General features: G+C 35.4%; 14 protein-coding genes and 2 pseudogenes. 10 read left to right on the top strand and 6 right to left on the bottom strand.

The features are described from left to right. Positions 1-78: 78 nt before the first annotated feature. The 4 genes and pseudogenes from FHL06_RS03475 to FHL06_RS03460 form a co-directional block, all read right to left on the bottom strand. On the bottom strand, positions 79-783 hold the full coding sequence (locus FHL06_RS03475; RefSeq protein ID WP_153384851.1) for a zinc metallopeptidase: 705 nt from the start codon (positions 781-783) through the stop codon (positions 79-81). Between the two features lie 4 nt (positions 784-787). Continuing rightward, positions 788-1,237, bottom strand: a complete 450-nt coding sequence (locus tag FHL06_RS03470; RefSeq protein ID WP_153384850.1) for a hypothetical protein — start codon at positions 1,235-1,237, stop codon at positions 788-790. Positions 1,238-1,264: 27 nt separating this feature from the next. After that, positions 1,265-4,024 (bottom strand): YhgE/Pip domain-containing protein, encoded by a 2,760-nt coding sequence (locus FHL06_RS03465; RefSeq protein WP_153384849.1) that lies wholly within the window; start codon positions 4,022-4,024, stop codon positions 1,265-1,267. Positions 4,025-4,064: 40 nt separating this feature from the next. Further along, positions 4,065-4,820: pseudogene (locus FHL06_RS03460) on the bottom strand (alpha/beta hydrolase). A 68-nt stretch (positions 4,821-4,888) separates the two neighbouring features. Here FHL06_RS03460 and FHL06_RS03455 point away from each other — a divergent pair. The 7 genes from FHL06_RS03455 to FHL06_RS03425 all read left to right on the top strand — a co-directional run bounded on the left by FHL06_RS03455 (position 4,889) and on the right by FHL06_RS03425 (position 12,738). Then, a complete protein-coding gene (locus tag FHL06_RS03455; protein ID WP_420360958.1) occupies positions 4,889-5,578 on the top strand; it encodes a ribonuclease H family protein in 690 nt (229 codons plus the stop codon). A 164-nt stretch (positions 5,579-5,742) separates the two neighbouring features. After that, positions 5,743-8,307 carry a sigma 54-interacting transcriptional regulator gene (locus tag FHL06_RS03450; protein WP_153384847.1) on the top strand — a complete coding sequence of 855 codons (2,565 nt, stop codon included), beginning with the start codon at positions 5,743-5,745 and terminating at the stop codon, positions 8,305-8,307. 120 nt (positions 8,308-8,427) lie between these two features. Next, the gene (locus FHL06_RS03445; RefSeq protein WP_153384846.1) at positions 8,428-8,859 is read left to right on the top strand and encodes a PTS sugar transporter subunit IIA; all 432 of its coding nucleotides are present in this window, start codon (positions 8,428-8,430) and stop codon (positions 8,857-8,859) included. A 13-nt stretch (positions 8,860-8,872) separates the two neighbouring features. Beyond that, the gene (locus FHL06_RS03440) at positions 8,873-9,364 is read left to right on the top strand and encodes a PTS sugar transporter subunit IIB (RefSeq protein ID WP_153384845.1); all 492 of its coding nucleotides are present in this window, start codon (positions 8,873-8,875) and stop codon (positions 9,362-9,364) included. A gap of 26 nt (positions 9,365-9,390) precedes the next feature. After that, positions 9,391-10,221: a PTS mannose/fructose/sorbose/N-acetylgalactosamine transporter subunit IIC gene (locus tag FHL06_RS03435; protein WP_153384844.1), complete on the top strand. Its 831-nt coding sequence runs from the start codon at positions 9,391-9,393 to the stop codon at positions 10,219-10,221. A 19-nt stretch (positions 10,222-10,240) separates the two neighbouring features. Beyond that, entirely contained in the window at positions 10,241-11,068 is an 828-nt protein-coding gene (locus tag FHL06_RS03430; protein ID WP_153384843.1) for a PTS system mannose/fructose/sorbose family transporter subunit IID, read from the top strand. Next, the gene (locus FHL06_RS03425; protein ID WP_153384842.1) at positions 11,068-12,738 is read left to right on the top strand and encodes a glycoside hydrolase family 13 protein; all 1,671 of its coding nucleotides are present in this window, start codon (positions 11,068-11,070) and stop codon (positions 12,736-12,738) included. The genes FHL06_RS03430 and FHL06_RS03425 overlap by 1 nt, the downstream gene beginning before the upstream one ends. Positions 12,739-12,818: 80 nt before the next feature. On the opposite strand, the pseudogene FHL06_RS03420 reads toward FHL06_RS03425, so the two are convergent. Then, positions 12,819-15,544: pseudogene (locus tag FHL06_RS03420) on the bottom strand (HAD-IC family P-type ATPase). Between the two features lie 134 nt (positions 15,545-15,678). After that, positions 15,679-16,623 carry a DUF1002 domain-containing protein gene (locus FHL06_RS03415; protein ID WP_162000219.1) on the bottom strand — a complete coding sequence of 315 codons (945 nt, stop codon included), beginning with the start codon at positions 16,621-16,623 and terminating at the stop codon, positions 15,679-15,681. Between the two features lie 226 nt (positions 16,624-16,849). On the opposite strand from FHL06_RS03415, the gene FHL06_RS03410 reads away from it, so the two are divergent. From FHL06_RS03410 to FHL06_RS03400, 3 genes are all read left to right on the top strand, one after another. After that, positions 16,850-17,905 carry a D-alanine--D-alanine ligase family protein gene (locus FHL06_RS03410; protein WP_153384840.1) on the top strand — a complete coding sequence of 352 codons (1,056 nt, stop codon included), beginning with the start codon at positions 16,850-16,852 and terminating at the stop codon, positions 17,903-17,905. A gap of 144 nt (positions 17,906-18,049) precedes the next feature. Further along, positions 18,050-18,964 carry an L-lactate dehydrogenase gene (locus FHL06_RS03405; protein ID WP_153384839.1) on the top strand — a complete coding sequence of 305 codons (915 nt, stop codon included), beginning with the start codon at positions 18,050-18,052 and terminating at the stop codon, positions 18,962-18,964. 176 nt (positions 18,965-19,140) lie between these two features. Next, positions 19,141-20,064, top strand: coding sequence for an L-lactate dehydrogenase (locus FHL06_RS03400; RefSeq protein WP_153384838.1), 924 nt, complete (start codon positions 19,141-19,143; stop codon positions 20,062-20,064). Positions 20,065-20,301: the final 237 nt, after the last annotated feature.

Below are 20,301 nucleotides of genomic sequence, written 5' to 3'. Positions count from 1 at the left end.
TATAAATTTATATAGAGAAACAAAAAAGATTCCCATCACGCTAGGCGAAATATGAATCTTCATTAAATTTAATTTTTATTAATTGCGATTGTCACCGAAGATAATAATCAAACGCAATAATTGTAGCGCAGTTGAAATAGCTGCTGCTACATAAGTCAAGGCCGCTGCAAATAGTACTTGCTTGACCATAGGAACTTCATCGCTATCTAATAAGTCGCCAGTCTTTAAAATGCTGACAGCTCGACCAGACGCATTGAATTCGACTGGTAAAGTAACTACTTGGAATAAAACGACTAAGGCAAATAACCAAATACCAATCGTAATCAAAGTATGGTTCATACCTAATAAAGCACCAACGATAATCAAAGGAATTGAAGCATTTGAACCAAGATTGACCGCTGGAACCAAGGCTGCTCTGAGCTGCATTGGCAAGTAATTTCTTTGGTCTTGAATAGCGTGACCACATTCGTGGGCGGCAACACCGATGGCAGCAACCGAAGTTGAGCCATAAGTAGATTCAGATAGACTTAAGGTTTTATTGCCCGGGTTGTAATTATCGGTCAATTTTCCACCGATTTGTTGAATTGCAACATCTTGTAAACCGGCATTGTCCAAAATAAATCTAGCAGCATCCGCACCAGTAGTCCCGTGATGGCTAGTAAATTGATCGTACTTTTTGAAATTATGATTTACGTACCATGAGGCCCACAAACTGATAACAAGACCAATAATTATCAGCAAGTAACTGGGACCAAAACCGTATCCATAACCATATCCAAACATTAAATTAGCTCCTCTTTAGAATATTCTCGTTAGAAGCATTATAACCATTATTTATGAATTTTTCTTGAACTACTTGATCTAAATCGTTGACCAAAATAGTTTTTAGTGAAATCTGATCACGAAGAAAGATAAGCAATCTATTTGATATTTCAACCTTTTCAGCTTCAGAAAGGTCTTTAAAAGTGACCATTAAAGCAGCTTGATGATTTTTTAAATCGACGTCGCTTAGACTAATCAAAGAGACAAGTTCTTTATTAGACTTTTTTTGAACGAGCCAATAAATACCATCGTTACGCATGATGATTTTGGCACTGTCAGAAATATATTTTGTCGTAGGGTCAATTTCTAATCCTAAGAACTCGCTAACGTCTTTTAAATTGAATCGTGTAGGAAAATCCCAAAAGAAATTTTCGGTGATGAAAGGTCGATAAGATCTCATTTTTATATCTGTCATTAAAATACTTTCTCCCTTGTGAACGAATTATTCGATGATCATACTCTTCTTAGCACTCTTGTGTAGTTTGTGCATCCATGGCTTCAACTTCTCTGTAGTCAAAAGTCCAAGTAGATAGAAAACAACACCAAAGGCTACTAATATAATAATATCTTTTGTAGCGTTAGGCCAATATACTCCTCCGACTGCTTCACGAATTAAATTGACGGCATAAGTAAATGGCAAGTAAGGATTGATAACTCTAAAGAATCCGTCTGATAGGACGACTGGGAAGTTACCCCCGGCACCAGAAATCGACAGAACTAAAATGATGATTCCTAGTCCCTTACCGACCGTTCCAAACATTTGTACCAGTGAATACAGAATCGATATAAAGACGAAACTGACTAGCATACAGAAGAGAACTAAGAGAATTTTTTCTTTCGTATAAGTATGCAAGATGAAAATATTACCAAGTGCTGCCGAAATGGCTTGTAATTGATTTAAAAAGCCAAAGGTCAAATAACGTCCATTGAAACGTTGTTTGAAGGTATAACGATACTTTTGACGGTCGCTTAACTTGAAGTGGACTGTGAAGACACTTGATAATAGTAAAGCACCAACCCAAATACATAGAGCCAAGTAGAATGGAGCACTGGCAGAACCGTAATTAGGGATGTCGTAGAGATTTTGTTGCTTTAACTTAACTGGGTTAGAGAAGAAGTCTGATTCCTTATTGGCATCTGATTTCATCAATTTAATCAAGGCACCAAGGTCAACATTCTTTTCACCCTTTTTCAAGAGCTTAGCAGAATGATGAATATCTTTCTTTAATTGAGGCCAATCGTTGACCGCAAAGTCATTGGCAGTTGAAAGAGCTTGCTCTAACTCAGGTGTTTTAGAATTGACCAAATTCAAAGTTGTTGTCAGTTCATTTTCAATTTGTGGCAATTGATATTGCACAAAGAAAGTGGCCGTTGAAAGTTTCTTCTTCAGATTTGGATAATCATTATTGTAGAAGTCATTGGCAAGATTGATACCAGTGGTGATGTTACTCATATTTCCATTGAGCAACTGATTGGCATCGTGAATCTCATTACCAACTGCAGGCAACTGTTTTTGATACTTCTGCAAGTATGTTAAAGCAGTTTGCAAAACACCTTTAGTGTTATTCAAAAGTCCCGGAATGGCAGGAATAACATTCGTATTGAGTTCTCCTAAGGTTGAACTAGCATCTTTTAAGAAAGTATTGATGTTATTGATGGTGTCCGAAACGCTATCCAAAATGTTCAGACCTTTAAGAGAAGTGATGCCGCTAGCAACTTGGTCAGCTTGATTTGAAAGGTCGGTTAATTTATCTTGCAACTGTGTCGTATCTAAATCGTCATAGTTGTTCAAAATATCGTTTGCTTTGTCTGATAAACTGTCGCCCAGGTTAGCAAGATCATTTAGATGCTGAATAGGTTGATCAAAAATATTTGTCCGATCGTTTCCTAATTGGTCAGCTAATTGGTTGAAAAGATTTTGTAAATCAGTTAATGATGAAGCAATTTGACGACTGATTTTTGACAATTGAGCAGCGTCTGAAGCAACGTTTTGAATAACAGTCTTTAATTGTTCCTTTAATTCTTGATTCTTAGGATCTTCTTTGACTTTGTCGATTAAGTCATTGATGTTATCCATAGAATTGCTGATTTGAGTGGCAATGTTGTAAACCATCGACAAACCAGTGTCGACCGTCGTTTTGATAACTGGCAGAGCTTGTTGAATCTTTGGAATCAAATCGTTTTGTGCTTTATCAGTTGCATTTTGTGCATCTTCGCCTAATTTTTGAATATCTGGAACAACAGCTTGGACTTTGTTAACAACTTCGATGCCGTTTTTAACTTGGCTAATACTGCTGTCCATTAAATTGGATATTTGGCCAAAATCATTATCGACCTGACTGATTTGGCTACCGGCACTTTGAATTTCTGGAATCTTATTTTGTAACTGCTTAGCAGCCGTGCCACCCGAGTCAACCAGTGGTAAGAAATTATTGAGATTAACTAGTTTTTGCGCATCAGAATTGAGTAATGGCAAATAACCATACATATTGTTGGCTTGTTGTAACTTTTGGTTTAGATTTGGAACGACCGTGTTAGCTTTTTGGACTTTATCCATAATATTTTGCAGTTCTGGCAAGTTGTCGTCAGAAGTAGTTAATAGGGAAGAAAGTCTTCGAAGCATCGGTAAATTGTGTTGAATATCGACACCAGATTTATTTAAGACTTTGGTGATAGTCTTACTGATCGTTCCAATAAATTCATCTGAGATAGTTCCTTGTAACGTCGTTGCACCTGTCTCAGTCAGCTTCGGGGCAATGGCGTTTATTTTCTGATTAACAGAAAAGACCAATTTTGGTTTTTTGATATTACCAGATAGGAAACTAACAATATCTTTAGAGAAGTTCTTAGGTACGTAAATACTGGCGTAGTAAGAACCGTCTTTAACCCCTTTATCTAGTTGGGCTTTTGAATCGACAAAAGTCCAGCCTAGTTTATGATTCTTTTTCAAGTTGTCGATCAATTGATCACCAATCTCGATTTTTTGTCCTTCAAGTTCGACTGATTGGTCATCTGAATAAACGGCAACCTTTAAATCACTCGTGTTTGAATAAGGATCCCATAGAGCCCAAACGTTGAACCAACAATAAAGACATGGCAAAATTATCATTGCCAACATCAAAAGTGTAGCGGGTTTGGATTGTAAGGTCCTTTTAAGATCTAGTTTAAATAACTCCCAAGCTTTGATAGAAATCCCCTCCAAATCTCTGTTAAAACTATATACGTAAGGTCATTATATAACGTTACGATAACGGATTATAGTAAATGAAATTGTTTACCATATCCAAGATTTCAGAATCATCATGTAACATTGAGTGTTCCGCGTTGGAACCCTTAATTAAATATTCTCGATATTCTTTAACTCGCGGTTTGAGTATGTAAGATATAGATTCTGCAGATGTAACGGAGATATATTTGTCACTATTAGAGTGATCTCCGACGTTGCCATAAATATTTATAACCCTTAAATCATCTGATATACTGTTACGATTAATGAAAATTCTAAAATAGGTAGGGCTCATAAAAGCTGGCCGTCCGTTGGGCGTGATTCGGTTGACGTTGGGAAGGTCACCCAAACCAAGAACACCATTGAACGGACCTGCGATGAGCACTAACTTTTTGAGTTTAGGCATATAAGGGCGCATTTTTTCTTTTAAGTTCACGAGCACTAAGGCTACGGCACCTAAAGAATGTCCGATGGCATCATATGTAGTAAATTTATGTTTTGAGCGCAAGTCAAATAGAAGTTTAGCTAACCAATATGCAATTTGGTTACTGCCAACCCATTTATTCTTAAAGACAACTTGAACAATGGGATGTTCATCCTCAGTTCAAGTCCCTTCATATGTAACTTTGCCTCTCCAGTCGATATTGGCTTTGAGAAATTGATCGTACTTCTTATTATTAGCTTTTAAAGCAGATGCAATCATTGTCTGTGTCGTATAATCTCCGCCACGAAAACCGTGGATATAGAGAATTGGCCATTGCCCATTTTTCATAAATTCACCCCAACAGAATATTATTATATAATTATTATCGAGAAAGTTTAACTAAATGAGGTATGACAGTGCAAAAATATTATGCAGTACGACGAGGCAAGAAGCTAGGAATCTATCAAACATGGGCCCAATGCAAGGCACAAGTCGATGGATTTGCTGGAGCCAGATATAAAAGTTTTTTAAATAAAGAAGAAGCACAAGCCTTTTTAGAAGGAAAAGATTCTTATAAAACTACGAAATCTAAAACTGCTTCTAAAAAGAAGGTTTCCAATATTAGTGATTTTGACGTGGTTGTTTATACCGACGGTGGGTCAAGAAATCACGGTAACTTTAAGGGTGGCCATGTAAAAGAATCAGATAAAGCCGCTTGGGCTTATCATATCAGTAACGATGGTCAGACATATGAAGGGACGAGCGGAGAATTTGGAGCAACGAATAACCGCATGGAGATAATGGCCCTAATTCAGAGTATTATTCGATTAAATGAGTTAAAAATCAACAAACAAAATGCGATATTTGTCTTAGATTCTCAATACGTCTTAAATGCAATCACGAAGAATTGGTTGACAGGCTGGAAAAAACGAGGTTTTAAAAAGGCTGATGGCAGCGTCCCAGTAAACGTTGAATTGTGGAAGCAACTCGATAAATTGTTGCCAACGGTTCCTAAAAAAACATTTGAGTGGACTAAAGGCCATGCTACAAATGTGGGAAATAATCGTGTTGATGAACTGTTGAATGAAACTATGGATAAGATGTAAAAAAATAGCTCTCAGTAATCAAAAAAAGATTACTGAGAGCTATTTATGTTTTGATTAAAAATTAAGGAATCGCCAAGACTGCTTAAAAAGTTTAAAATATAAGTAAATCGTTTTCAAAATTATAGTGTTTAAAAACAAAAATAGTGTTGAAAGAAGGTTGCTGGATGACAAAAGCAGTTGATAAAGTTTTGAAAATAATTCAAGATAAATATTCTAAGAATTGGGTCGATACAAAAACTATTGCTGAAGATGCAGGTTTAAGTAGAAGCGTAATCAGTATTTATCTATCGCAATTATATAAAGAGAATAAATTGACTAAAAAAAATGGCCGCCCAGTTCTGTGGAAACTTATCGCTGAGAAAAATCCTTTTCAAGATATGATTGGTTCAACTGGGAGTTTGAAAGAAATCGTTAAAAGGTGTCAAGAGTCAATAGTTTATCCGCCCAATGGCTTTCCTATCATTATTACTGGTCCCAGTGGCGTTGGAAAAAGTTTTCTTGCTAAAAATATTTATAAGCAGGCTAAAAGTATTAAAGCAATAGATTCGCAAGCCAAATTTATAACTTTAAATGCAGCCGATTATGCCAATAATCCGGAATTACTCTCTTCAGTCTTATTTGGATATAAAAAAGGCGCCTTTACAGGTGCTAATGAAGATACCTTAGGTTTGATTGATCAAGCAAATAATGGTTATTTCTTTTTAGATGAAGTACATCGTTTGCCAAAAGAGAGTCAGGAAAAACTCTTTTCACTCTTAGATTCGGGACAATTTTACCCATTAGGTGAAAATAAAATAGCTCATAAAGTTAAAGTAAGATTCATTTTTGCAACTACTGAAGAATTAGACAGCTTTTTACTCAAAACTTTTATGAGAAGAGTTCCATTACACGTCAAGTTGCCAGCCTTTAAAAAAAGACCATTAGTAGAAAGGCTGTCTTTAATCTTCGATGCCTTTAAAAATGAGGCCATTAGAACCAATAAGGAATATTTTATTTCTAATCAAATAATTGAAGAGTTATCACAAAATAAAGCGGCTGGGAATATTGGAGCTGTTGAAAATGCTATCAAACTCCTTTGCGCGGCTGTTTATACTGAACACACGAATGACAGTAAAATCTATATAGGAACTAAAGATAATAGAGATTCATATGTTGCAGTATCGAAAGATTTTGATGTTAATAATTATTCATCCTTACAAAAGCGTGATTATGACTTACTATCTAATGTTCATCAAGAATTATTGAATTCTGTTGAAAACAATAATAATATTTCAGACCAGGTTTTGTTATTGATGAAGTTTTTAAAGAAGATAGATTATTTAAAAGATGATGTTCTGATAGAGAATATTGAATTTAAAGTAAAACAGGCCATAAAAAATGTTTTAACACGTAAATACGGGGTTAAGTTATCATTATCAGATGATGAATTATATCAAATTAGCTTTGGGATGTCCTTGTATTACTTTATATCTAATAATGATTTTAAAATGGATCAACTCGTTAAAAAATTTGAAAATTTATATCCAAGAACAATGTATATTTATAATCGTTTCTTAGATGAAGTGAATTCTGATGAGAAATTTAAAGAACTATCGATTCCTTGGTTATTGCTATTATTTAAAGATAAAATCAAGATGATTGAGAGTATTAAATACACTGGAATTATATTAGCTCATGGTGATAATACAGCTACAAGTATTCAAAGCGTCGTCAATAATCTTTGTGGAAATTATATTTTTGAAGCATTTGATATGCCAATCGATGTTTCGATTCATGAAATAAATGAATATGTTCAAAAGTATATTAAGAGTCAAAAGGATCGTGAACATAAAGGGATTTTCGTCTTATTTGACATGGGTTCGTTGACACAAATGTTCACTGAAATTAAGAAGTATTCAAATTGTGAATTGCTTGTTATCAATAATGTCACGACTGCTACCGCCCTGGATACTGGCATACGAATTCAAAGAAATGATACTTTCAATGACATAACGAAGGCGGCTAATAGGTTTGGAAAGGCTTTTGGTACTCAATACTATGAGGGACTTTCTGATAAACTTAATATCATTGTGTCATGTATGTCTGGAGTAGGTTTGTCAGAAGAAATAAAACGGATGATGTTGGAAAGCTTATCTAATAAATTCGAAATTATCACAATGGATTATAAAGATTTGAAACAGACTTTGGAGAATCATGAACAAAAGTTTTTTGATAAAACAAAATTTGTCGTGACGACAACTGATATCGATACAAATCTAGATATAGATATTATTAATATTTACGACATTATGGAAAAGTCTGGATATAATTATTTGGAAAGATTGCTTTTAGATTCAGGAGAGCAAAAGCCCAATATTGAAGCATTAATGGATAAAATGTTGAAGTTCTTTACGATTGAGGGTATAAAAGACAGACTACAATTTCTCAATCCAGATGTAGTTATTGATGAAGTTCAATTAATTACTCAAAAATATCAAGAATATTATGATATTTCATTTGATGGTAAAACAAAATTGAATTTATATATGCATTTATCACTGATGATTGAAAGAATGTTAGTTAATGCGCGTAAAGAAGAAAACTCTAATGTTTCGTTTGATAGCGAGAAAGAAAAAGAGTTTTATTCAGTATCAAAGGCAATTTTTAAGAGTATCGAGTTGAAATATAATTTTAAAGTTAATGATTACGAAATATCATTGATGTATCAATTACTACATAGCTATATTTAATAATGTAAGTGCTTAATAAAAATTAAGCACTTATTTTTTTGGAAAATCAAAGCCTAATCTAGAGGCTTTTTTAAAAGTTGGCACGGAACTTGCTTATATAAAAGTGAGGAGGAAGAAAAGATGAAAAAAATAATTGTGGCCTCACATGGAAACATGGCTGAAGGCATGAAAAACACGATTGAACTTTTTGCAGGGCATAACAACAATGTTAGTTACATTTCAGCGTATACAAAAAAGGATGATGATCTTACTGAGACCATTGATAAATTATTTGATTCATTTGATTCAGATGATAAAGTGATTATTTTTACTGACTTGATGGGTGGAAGTGTAAATCAACGTTTGACTGTTAAGGCACAAGATAAAAGCAACGTGTTCATTATTTATGGATTTAATTTACCAGTTGTAATTGAAGCAATTTTGTCAAAAGAAGAAGTAAATAATGAATATATTAATAAGTTGGTCGACGTCGGTAGAACTAGCTTAGGAACTATTGATACGAAGAAAAACGCAGTAAGTTCAAAAAATGATAATTCAGATTTTTTCAATTAGGAGGAAATAAATAATGATTAAAGTTATGAGAGTTGATGAAAGATTAATACATGGACAAATTGCAATGGTTTGGTCAAAGGAAATGAGTATTGACGGAATCGTCGTAGCCAATGATGATACAGCTGCCAATCCAACTCAACAAATGGCATTGAAAATGGCTGTTCCATCAGGGATTAAGGTTATCGTTAAAACAGTTGAAGGAGCAATATCATTATTGAATGATCCTCGTGCAAAGGATATGAAATTATTTGTTTTAGTTAGAACTGTTGGAGATGCACAGAAGGTCGCTGAAAAGGTAAACGATATTGAGTATGTCAATTTGGGAAATGTTGGGAAAGCATCAACTGATCCAAAGACAACTTTGACTCAATTCGTAATGTTAACAAAACCTGAAATTGAATCATTGAAAAAGTTGGTAAAACTTTATCCAGATACAGCTTTACAAAATTTGCCAACTGATAAGAAAGAAAAAGCAACAGATTTTATTAATAAATTGAATCTATAAATTATTGCAGAAGAGGAGAAATGAACATGTATGAAGCATTTGCTGTTGCATTAGTTGTTTTCCTGACCGTTGGTGGTCAAGAATTACTAGGCTTTTCAATGTTAGGAAGACCAATTGTTATTGGTCCATTAGTAGGACTATTACTTGGAGATGTAAAGACAGGATTGATGATTGGTGCATCTCTTGAAACTATTTTTATGGGTATTGTAAATATTGGTGGTGCCAGTGCTGCAGAGCCTGGGCTTGCAAGTGCATTAGCTGTTGCCTTTGCCATTATGATGCATGGTGGTTTAGGTGTAGCTCTACCACTAGCTATTCCTTTAGGTATTATTGGATTACAAATTAAAACATTAATCTACGTTCTAATTGTTGGACCTTTCGCAAGTAAATTTGACAGTATGGCTGCCAAAGGAAATCAAAAGGGTATCGTCAGGTTGCATTATGGATTATGGACTCTTCAATGGTTCATTTATTCATTAATTCCATTCTTTGCTATGTTGTTTGGTTCAGAAGCAACTCAAAAAGTTTTAAAGATGATTCCTACAATTATTGTTCATGGTTTAACTGTTGCCGGAAATGTTTTACCGGCAGTTGGTATGGCAATGCTGATGAAGATACTTTGGGATAAAAATATCTCTGCCTTCTATTTCTTGGGATTCATATTAGTTGCTTATTTAAAGATGCCATTGATTGCTGTAGCTGTTATGGGAACAATTATCGCTATCTTAGTTGCCCAAAGAGATTATCAAATTCACAATATTGGACAAAAAGTTGCAGCTAAACCAGTTGCTACGAATACAAATACAAGTACGACTGAAACCAAAGATGAACAAGAAAACGATGATTTCTTTAGTTAATACTTAGGAGAGTAAGATTATGAGTAAATTTTCGAAAAACATGTCAAAAGATGAAAAGAAGTTAATGAGACAGATGTATTGGCGTTCGTTCACCTTGTACTCAGCTGTTACACCTGCTAAGCAAGGGGCTTCAGGATTTGAATATGCAATGCTTCCCTTCATTAATAAATTCTATAAAAAAGCTCAAGATAAAAAGGATGCTATGGTTCGTCATATGTCATATTTCAATACGAACCTAGCTATGTCGCCATTCGTTATGGGTGTTGTAGCATCCATGGAAAAACAAAATAGTGAATCGGATGATTTCAATGCTGAATCAATCAACGCTATTAAAACCAGTTTGATGGGTCCTTTAGCAGGTATTGGCGATTCAATTTTTTGGGGAGTTCTAAGAGTTATTGCAGCTGGTATTGCTATCAGTTTAGCTAAAAATGGAAATATTGCAGCACCAATAGTCTTCTTGCTATTATTTAATATCCCTGTGCAATTAGTACGTTGGTATGGCGGACAATTAGGTTACACACTTGGTTCAAATTATATTGGTGATCTTTATAAAAAAGGTCTTATTAATATTTTGACAAAAGCAGCCAGTATCGTTGGATTAATGATGGTTGGAGCTATGACAAGCAGTATGGTCATCTTCAAATTGAAGTGGAATATGGTTTTAGGTGGAAAGACGATTCTAAAATCGCAACAAATGCTTAACCAAATATTTGTTGGTATTTTACCATTATCAATTACATTACTATGTTTCTGGTTATTGAAGAATAAGAATGTTTCAATTAATTGGTTAATTTTAGGAACAATTGTTATTTCTATTGTTCTTGCCTTAGTAGGTGTTGTCTAATGACAAATGATTGGTGGAAAAATGCAGTTATTTATCAAGTTTATCCAAAAAGTTTCTTAGATACTAACGCAGATGGTATTGGTGATTTGAATGGGATTGATAAAAAATTGGACTATCTGAGTGATTTAGGGATTGATGCGATTTGGATTAGTCCAGTTTACTTGTCGCCACAAGTTGATAATGGTTATGATATTGCCAATTATCGAAAAATCGATCCAATGTTTGGTGACAATAAAGATATTAAAAAATTGATTCAAGATGCACATAGTAAGAATATTAGAATCATTATGGATATGGTTGCCAATCACACTTCTGATCAGTCTATTTGGTTTAGAGAAAGCTGTAAATCAAAGGATAATTATTTTAGCGACTTTTATATTTGGAAAGACCCAGTAGATGGCAAAGAACCGAATAATTGGGGTTCTAATTTTGGAGGGTCAGCCTGGACTTTTAATAAAACTAGAAATCAATATTACTTGCATTATTATGGTAAGCAACAACCGGATTTGAATTGGGAGAATCCTAAAGTTAGAGAAGCGATTTATGATGTAATGAGATATTGGAAAGCCCATGGAGTTGATGGTTGGAGAATGGATGTTATAACTTCAATTTCAAAAGATCAAAGATTTTTAGACAATCCTAATCCCCATAATTTACATTATGTAGTTGCTAATCAAAATAATGGTCCACGAATGCATGAATTTATCCATGAAATGAATCAAGAGGTTTTTAAACCATTTTCCATGATGAGCGTGGGTGAAGCTCCAGATAGCAAGAGCAAAGATGCTCGACTTCTAGTTGATCCAAAAAGAGAAGAATTGAATATGGTGTTTACCTTTGAGCACATGCATGTTGATAGGGTGCCTGGAAATGTTAATGGAAGATGGGCCATTCAACCGGTAGATATAGTTCAATTGAAGAAGACTCTAGCAGATTGGCAAGATAATTTAGATGGTCACGGTTGGAATGCACTTTACTTCGAGAATCATGACCGGGCCAGAACACCGTCAAGATGGGGCAATGATAAAGAATTTAGATATGAATCAGCCACAGCTTTTGCAACCGTCTTACATGGATTGAAGGGAACTCCCTTTGTTTATCAAGGCGAAGAAATAGGTATGACTAATCCTAAGTTTGACTTAAAGGATTATGAAGATATTGAATTAAGAACTAATTATCAAAAATTGGTTCTACAAGAAAAGACTATTTCTGAAACAGATTTCCTAAAAGCAGCTAGAAAGATTAGCCGCGATAATGCTAGAACCCCCATGCAGTGGAATGACAGTGAAAATGGCGGCTTTAGCGTTGTTAAACCTTGGTTCAAAATTAATCCTAATTATAAAGAAGTAAATGTAAAAAATGATTTGACTTCATCAAAATCGGTTTTCAAATATTATCAAAAGTTGATAAAAATAAGACACGACTATGAAGTCTTAAAAGATGGTGATTTCCAGTTATTGCTGCCAGATGATAAAAAAATCTTTGCCTATCTCAGAGATAATGGAAAAAACAAATGGTTAGTAATAGCTAATTTATCTGGTTATTCACAACAGGTAGATTTATTTGATAAGTTTCATATCAATAAAGTTATTATCGATAATTATAAATTAGATAAAAGAACCTCTAATGGTTTGTTGCCATATGAAGCATCAATATTAGAAATAGAGTAGAAAAATTTAACTTCAAAAATCAAAAAAATATTAAAAAAACTCTCGATATCATTTTTGATAACGAGAGTTTTTTGCAATTTCTACTTTCTCAAAACCTTAATCCGAATAAATTTACCAAATTCTGTCACTATCAGAACAATTACACCCATGATGATAGGGATGAGCCAACCGTAAGTAAAGTTGATACTTGTGGTGTGGAAGATGTCTTGCATGAATGGAAGATAGATAATTCCCATTTGCAAGAGTATCAAAATTCCGACAATGTAAAAGGCCATTTTATTTTGGAAGAAGTATTTAGAGATAACTGGATAATTATTTCTAAGATTAAATAGGTAAAAGATTTTACCAAAGATAATTATGTTTAGAGCCATCGTACTACCAACAATTGCTGGTAAACCACGACTAGTTAGAGCATCGAATGCCCAAATGCCTAGTCCAGAAATCAAAGCTGAAACGTAGACGATTTCGAATGTATCTAATTTCGTCAATATACCAGCCTTAACATCTCTTGGCCCACGAGCCATAATACCTGATTCTGGTGGTTCAAAAATAAAGGCAAATTGAATCGTTAGAGCAGAGACCATGTTTATCCAAAGCAATTGAGCAGGATAAAGTGGAAGTTCTTGGCCTAAAAGAATACTGATAACAACGATTAGACCTTCGGCAAAACTGGTTGGCAATAGGAAACGAATGGTTTTACGAATGTTATCGAAGACGTGACGACCTTCGCGGACAGCTACGACAATATCTGCAAAGTCATCGTCTGCCAGCACCATATTAGCTGATTCCTTGGCAACTTCAGTCCCCTTGATACCCATGGCAACACCAATATCAGCTTGCTTAAGAGCAGGGGCATCATTGACGCCATCACCAGTCATCGAAACAACGTGGTGGTTAGCTTGTTGAGCACGGACAATCCGTAATTTATCATCAGGAGTAGTCCGGGCAAAAACGTTATAGGAGTCAATCTTTTGAGCTAGTTCATCATCTGACATAGCATCAATTTCAGGTCCGGTGATAGCCTTAACGACCGAATCTAGATCCAGTTTGTTGGCAATAGCAGTCGCCGTGTCAGGGTGGTCACCAGTAATCATTTTGACTTTGACTCCAGCCATTCTCAACTCGTGGATTGAGGCTCTAGCTTCTTCTCTAGGTGGATCGATGATGCCGACCATACCTGAGACAGTTAAATCATTGATTTTATCTTTATCGATAGCATCAACTGATTCATCAACATCTTTATAGGCTAAAGCGACGACTCTTAAACCGTCAGAAGTTAATTCTTTGATTTTGTCGTTCCAATATTGTTTATCGGTTGAATTCTTCGATAAATCTAAAATTGTTGAAGGCGAACCTTTGACCATCAAAACTCGTTTGTTTTCCAAATTAGCTAAACGAGCTGAAAACGAAAGGCTGAATCAAATGGTAGGGAATCAACTTCATCGACTTCTGGGTTTTCACCAGTCATCTTACGATAAAGAGTTGTTAAAGCTCCATCAGTTGGTTCTCCGTTTAGTTCCCAACGATTATTTTCAAAGTGAAGCTGAGCATCAGTTGTTTGACCAGCAATGTTAACTAATTGACGCATACTGTCATCTTGTTGCCAATCGTATTTGTGTTGACTTAATTCCAAATCACCAGAAAAATCAACGCTACCGTCGGCATCATAACCGACGCCAGTGACATCAAAAATGTGTTGCGGCGTTACAACTTTTCTAACGGTCATTTCATTCTTAGTTAAAGTACCAGTTTTATCAGTATTAACGATATCAACTGCACCTAAAGTTTCAACGGCAGGTAATGACTTTACGATAACATTTCGTTTTGTCATCTTCCGTGTCCCCATAGCTAATACAACTGAAGTACTAGCGGGTAGGCCTTCAGGCATTGAACCAACGACCATCGTTATAACGGCAATCAATAAGGTAGGCAAGCTATAAGTATCAAAGAAGTATCCAATGATAAATAGCACTACCGCAGCAATAACGATTGCGACTGAAAGGCCAAATCCTAATGAATTCAAGTTCTTCATCAATGGAGTTGGACGTTCTTTAACTGTTTTAACAGAATCTTTAATTTGACCGATTTCTGTATCGCCAGCAGCGGCAATAACGATTCCTAGACCAGAACCACTGGTTACAGCAGTTGAGGCGAAGACCATATTCTTGCGATCGGCTAAATGCAAATCACGATCATAAATTGGTTCTTCAATTTTTTCAACTGGATTAGTTTCACCAGTTAAAACTGATTCTTGAACGCTCAAGTTATCAGCTGAAATCAAGCGCATATCGGCAGGTACTGCATCTCCAGCTTCCAAATTGACCAAGTCGCCAACAACTAATTGGCGTGAATCCAGTTCCAATTTTTCCCCGCTCCGAAAAGCGAAATTCTTGGAAACTAACAATTCACGAATTTTTTCCAAAGCGTTGCTGGCTTGTTGTTCTTGGATGTAACCGATAATGGCATTAGCGATAATTACTAGGCCGATAACGATTGAATCTGAGTAACGTTGCATCAAGAAAGTCATAATAGCAGCAGCAGCTAAAATATAGATGATACTGTTATTGAATTGCTTGATGAATTGTACAAATTTGGAAGTCTTTTTTGTTTCTAGTTCGTTTTTACCATCTCGATCTATACGACGTTTCGCTTCAACGGTAGTCAAACCATCTTCCAAGTTGGTTTGGTACTTTTGAGCTAATTGGTCATTATTCAATTGCCAAACTTTTTTAGAGTTTTGTATCGGGACCGCATCCGAATCAGAATTTTCGGATGAAGTTGGTTCATAGACATCTTTGTCTTGCATTAAATCAGTTCCTCCTAATTATTTAGAATATTTGTATATCCTATTTAAGTATAAAACGATATTATCATGATTATAAAGAAATTTGAATGAAAAAAAACCACATCTCTTAGTCAGAGCGTGGCTTTAAGTGCAAATTAGTTGAATAATCCGCTAAAGAAGGAAACGATGCTATCCCAAATTCTTTGCAAGAAATTACGATTTTCTTGAGTGTTGAGATTGTTAAAGATATTTTTAGCTTTGCTTGTAATATCGCTACTTAATTTTTGAGCTTGATCTTTAAAGTTTGAATTGCTCAAGGCACCAGAATTCTTGATTTGGACCATCAAATTAATGATTTTTTGTTTTTGATTGTCATTTAGAATGTTTTGCAAATCATTTTTTTGTAAGTTGTTGTTAACGATAGTTGTGATTTGGTTAACGGTTACGTTATTGCCTTTGTTAGCTAAATCAGATTTCATACCGGCAACAGCATTGTTCAATTGTTTATCGGAGTAACCATTAGTACCCTTATTCGCATCAGTTATTCCACTCAAAACGCCCATTTCCTTTTGCGCAGCGTTGACTTGGCTTTGATTCAAGGAATCGCCACTATTAGCATAAGCTGCATAAATTCCGGCTAAAGCACCAGAACCATCAATTGGCGTGGCAGAAGTTACATAGATGTTGGCATCGCTGATACCGGCAGTTACTGCGGCATTACGATATTGGTCGGCTGTAATGGTAGTGATGTTATTTTTACCATTGTAGTCGACAATTTTAACGTTGATACCAGAACCAGATGAAGTTTTTTGAATCAAAGCTGAGGACCAAACACCGGAGTTGCTAGTGAAAGAATCACCACTAGGATTCAAATATTTAACTAAGGTATCACCGTTGACAGTGATGGTTTTGTAATTACTGTCATTGATTTGTGATGATAAAGCACTGATAGTACCCTGACGTTGACTGTCAGTTAACGAAGTTCCTAAAGTCATTACGGGTTCGCTACTTAAATCGTCAGCTTTTACAGTCTGAACGGAAAAGATTCCTACTGTAATTAAAGATACTAGACTTAATAAAATGATATTTAACTTTTTCACGGTCAAAATACCTCCTTAACCCTAATTAAACCAAATATATATGAAAAATTCGAGAAGATGGGTCAATTTAGCATAAAAATTTAAGGATTTGAAGACTTAAAAACCGTCAAACCCTTGCAACAGCGACTGTTTAGAAAAATTAAAAATGGTTTTTTTTGGAAGTTTATGCTATTCTGTAGGTTCTAGGATTACGCTTAAATAATTTAAAAGGATTAGGTGAAACACAATGAAAATTGTCGTTCTTTCAGGTGGAAGAAGTACAGAAAGAAATGTTTCTTTATCTTCCGGAGTTAAAATCACCAACGCACTACGTAGTAAAGGTTACGAAGTAGCTTATGTTGATTCATTTTTAGGTAAGGATGTTAAAGAAGATGAAATCGATGATCTCTTTACGACAGAACCAGAGGGTGAAAGCAAGTTAGTTATTGATGATGAAGTCTTAACTGATGCTAAAATCAATGCATTACGTACTGATGGTACAAGAGGTTTATTAGGTAAGAATGTTCTTAAAATTTGTCAACATGCCGATATTGTCTATATGGGACTTCACGGTGAAGATGGCGAAAATGGTAAGATGCAAGCAGTCTTCGATGTCTTTGATATTAGATATACAGGAAGTGGCTCACTAGCTTCTGGACTTGCTATGGATAAGAAATACTCTAAAGAAATTTTTGTTCAAGACCAAATCCCAACTGCTAAGTACACAACTACTAAGACAGCCAAGATTTTGTCTGAAGATATTCCATTTAACTATCCAATGGTAGTTAAGCCATCTAATGGTGGTTCAAGTGTTGGAACACATATCGTCCAAAATGCGACAGAACTTAGAGAAAGCGTTGCTGATGCTTTGAGATTCGATAGCGAAGCCTTGATTGAAGAATACATCAAGGGTCGTGAATTTTCAGTTGCTATCGTCGATGGCTTGGTTCTTCCAGCTGTTGAAGTTACAGTTGATACTGGTTGGTATGATTTCCAACACAAATTCCAAGCAAACAATGTAACTCACTTCATTACGCCTCCAAACAATTTGGATGATGCTATTCATACGAAGATGCAAGCTTTAACTAAGAAGACTTTTGAAGCTTTAGGCATGAGCAATTACGGTCGTGTGGACTTCTTGTTGCGTGATGGCCAATTGTATGTCATGGAAGCTAATACTTTACCAGGAATGACTCCTTTGTCATTAATGCCTCGTGAAGCTGAAGCTGCTGGTATTTCGTACGCTGACTTGTGTGAGAGAATCATCAAAAGCAAAGTTAAATATTACGAAAATCAAAAATAATGCAATTTTAAAAAGTCGCCTTCTATGAGAGAAAGCGACTTTTTTGTTGGATTAAGCTAGAAATTCCTAAGGTTACGGTCAATCTATTATATAATTAAAGAGTAAGTGCTTTTTTAAAATTTTTGATTGAGAGGAATGTTTTTTATGACAAGAAAAATCGGAATCATCGGAATGGGCAATGTTGGTGCTGCTTGTGCTCACTACATTGTTTCAGGAGGTTTTGTTGACGATTTAGTTCTGATCGATAAGAATGAAAAGAAGGTTAAGTCAGACGCTTTGGATTTTGAAGACGCCATGGCTAATCTACCTTCACATACGAATATTTTTGTAAATGATTATTCTCAATTAGACGACGCTGATATTATTATTTCAGCTGTTGGTCATATTGATTTGATTGGTGGCGACCATCCTAACCGCTTTGGCGAATTAAAGCCAACTGGCGATGCTGTTACCGAAGTTGCTAAGAAAATCAAACAAACAGCTTTCAATGGCATTATGGTCGTTATCAGTAACCCTAATGACGTGATGACATCTATGTATCAACAGATTACAGGCTTTCCTAAAGAAAAAGTCATTGGTACTGGTACCTTGCTAGATTCAGCTCGTATGAAGCGTGCCGTAGGTTCTGCCTTTGATGTCGACCCAAGATCAGTTTCCGGTTATAACTTGGGTGAGCACGGCAATTCACAATTTACAGCTTGGTCAACAGTCAAAGTTATGGACCAACCAGTTTCAGAGTTGGCTAAAGAAAATGGCCTCGACTTAGATCAAATCAACGAAGATGTCAGAATGGGTGGATTCACAGTCTTCAATGGTAAAGGCTACACTAATTACGGCATTTCGACGGCAGCGGTTCGTTTATCGCTAGCTATTTTGAATGACGCTAAGATTGAATTGCCAGTTTCTAACTATCGTGAAGAATATGGCGTTTACCTATCATATCCAGCTATTGTTGGACGTGCAGGAATCCTTAAACAATTGAAATTGGACTTGCCTCAAGAAGAATTGGACAAACTACAATATTCAGCTGATTATATTAAAAAAAATCTAAAGAAATAATATTAGTTAAGTGATATCATACCACTATTTATTTATTAATGTGGGTGATATCGCTTTTTTTATGCCATTTAGGATATTTTTTTATAAATTAATTTATTTTTAATTCGATTAGAGTATAATGGCAGTCACATACTAAAAGTTCTTCATAAAAGAGCTTAGACAGTGAGGTAGATTAGATGACAAGAAAAGTAGCTATTATCGGAACCGGAAACGTTGGAGCAGCTTGTGCACATTATATTGTGTCAGCTGGATTCGTGGACGATTTAGTCTTAATTGATAAGAATGAAAAGAAAGTTCAAGCAGATGCCTTGGACTTTGAAGACGCAATGGCTAACTTGCCATTCCACACTAATATTTTTGTGAACGATTATTCACAACTTGATGATACAGATGTAATTATTTCAGCTGTTGGAAATATTAAACTTCAAGACCGCGTTAAACCAGACCGTTTTGCGGAACTTGGTTTTACTAGTAACGCCGTTTCTGAAGTAGCCGCAAAGATTAAAGAAACTGATTTTGATGGAAAAATCGTCGTTATCAGTAATCCTAATGATGTTATGGTTTCAATTTATCAAGAAGTGACAGGTTTGCCTAAAGAACACGTCATGGGAACTGGAACATTGTTGGACTCTGCTCGTATGAAACGTGCTGTGGGCAAAGCTTTGAATGTCGACCCCAGATCAGTTGCTGGATACAATTTGGGCGAACATGGCAATTCACAATTTACCGCTTGGTCAACCGTTTCAGTTATGGATCATTCAATTTCTGAATGGGCCCCAAAAGACGGCTTGAACCTCGACAAATTGAACGAGGACATCCGTATGGGCGGTTTTACCGTCTTCAGTGGTAAGAAGTATACGAATTATGGCATTTCAAGTGCTGCTGTGAAATTGACCTTGGCTATTTTGAACGATGCACTGATTGAATTGCCAGTTTCCAACTATCGTGAAGAATATGGCGTTTATCTGTCATATCCAGCAATTATTGGTCGTGATGGCATTGTTCAACAAGTTCAATTGGATCTACCTCAAGAGGAATTGGATAAACTCCAATATTCAGCTGATTTTATTAAGAGTAAGTTGCCTCAAGGTGTTAAGTAAGTTTTAGATTTTAAAAATGAATGTCCGTTATCAACAACTTTATTAAGTCGCTGATAGCGGGCTTTTTTGACGTTTTACAAATAAATTAAAAACATATACATATAAATAATTGGTTAGACCAATTTTTTAAGTGGTATCTTCTTTTAACTGGTTCAAAAAAGTACCACTTTATTTTTTTGCTTGTAAAACCCATGGCAATCCTATTTAAACCTGAAAGACCACCTTTCAACTGGTCTA

The sequence above is a fragment of the Companilactobacillus halodurans genome (genome assembly GCF_009600985.1).
GTDB classification, from domain to species: domain Bacteria; phylum Bacillota; class Bacilli; order Lactobacillales; family Lactobacillaceae; genus Companilactobacillus; species Companilactobacillus halodurans.
Note: the sequence above shows the minus strand (reverse complement) of the source record. Positions and strands in the feature narration are given on the sequence as shown.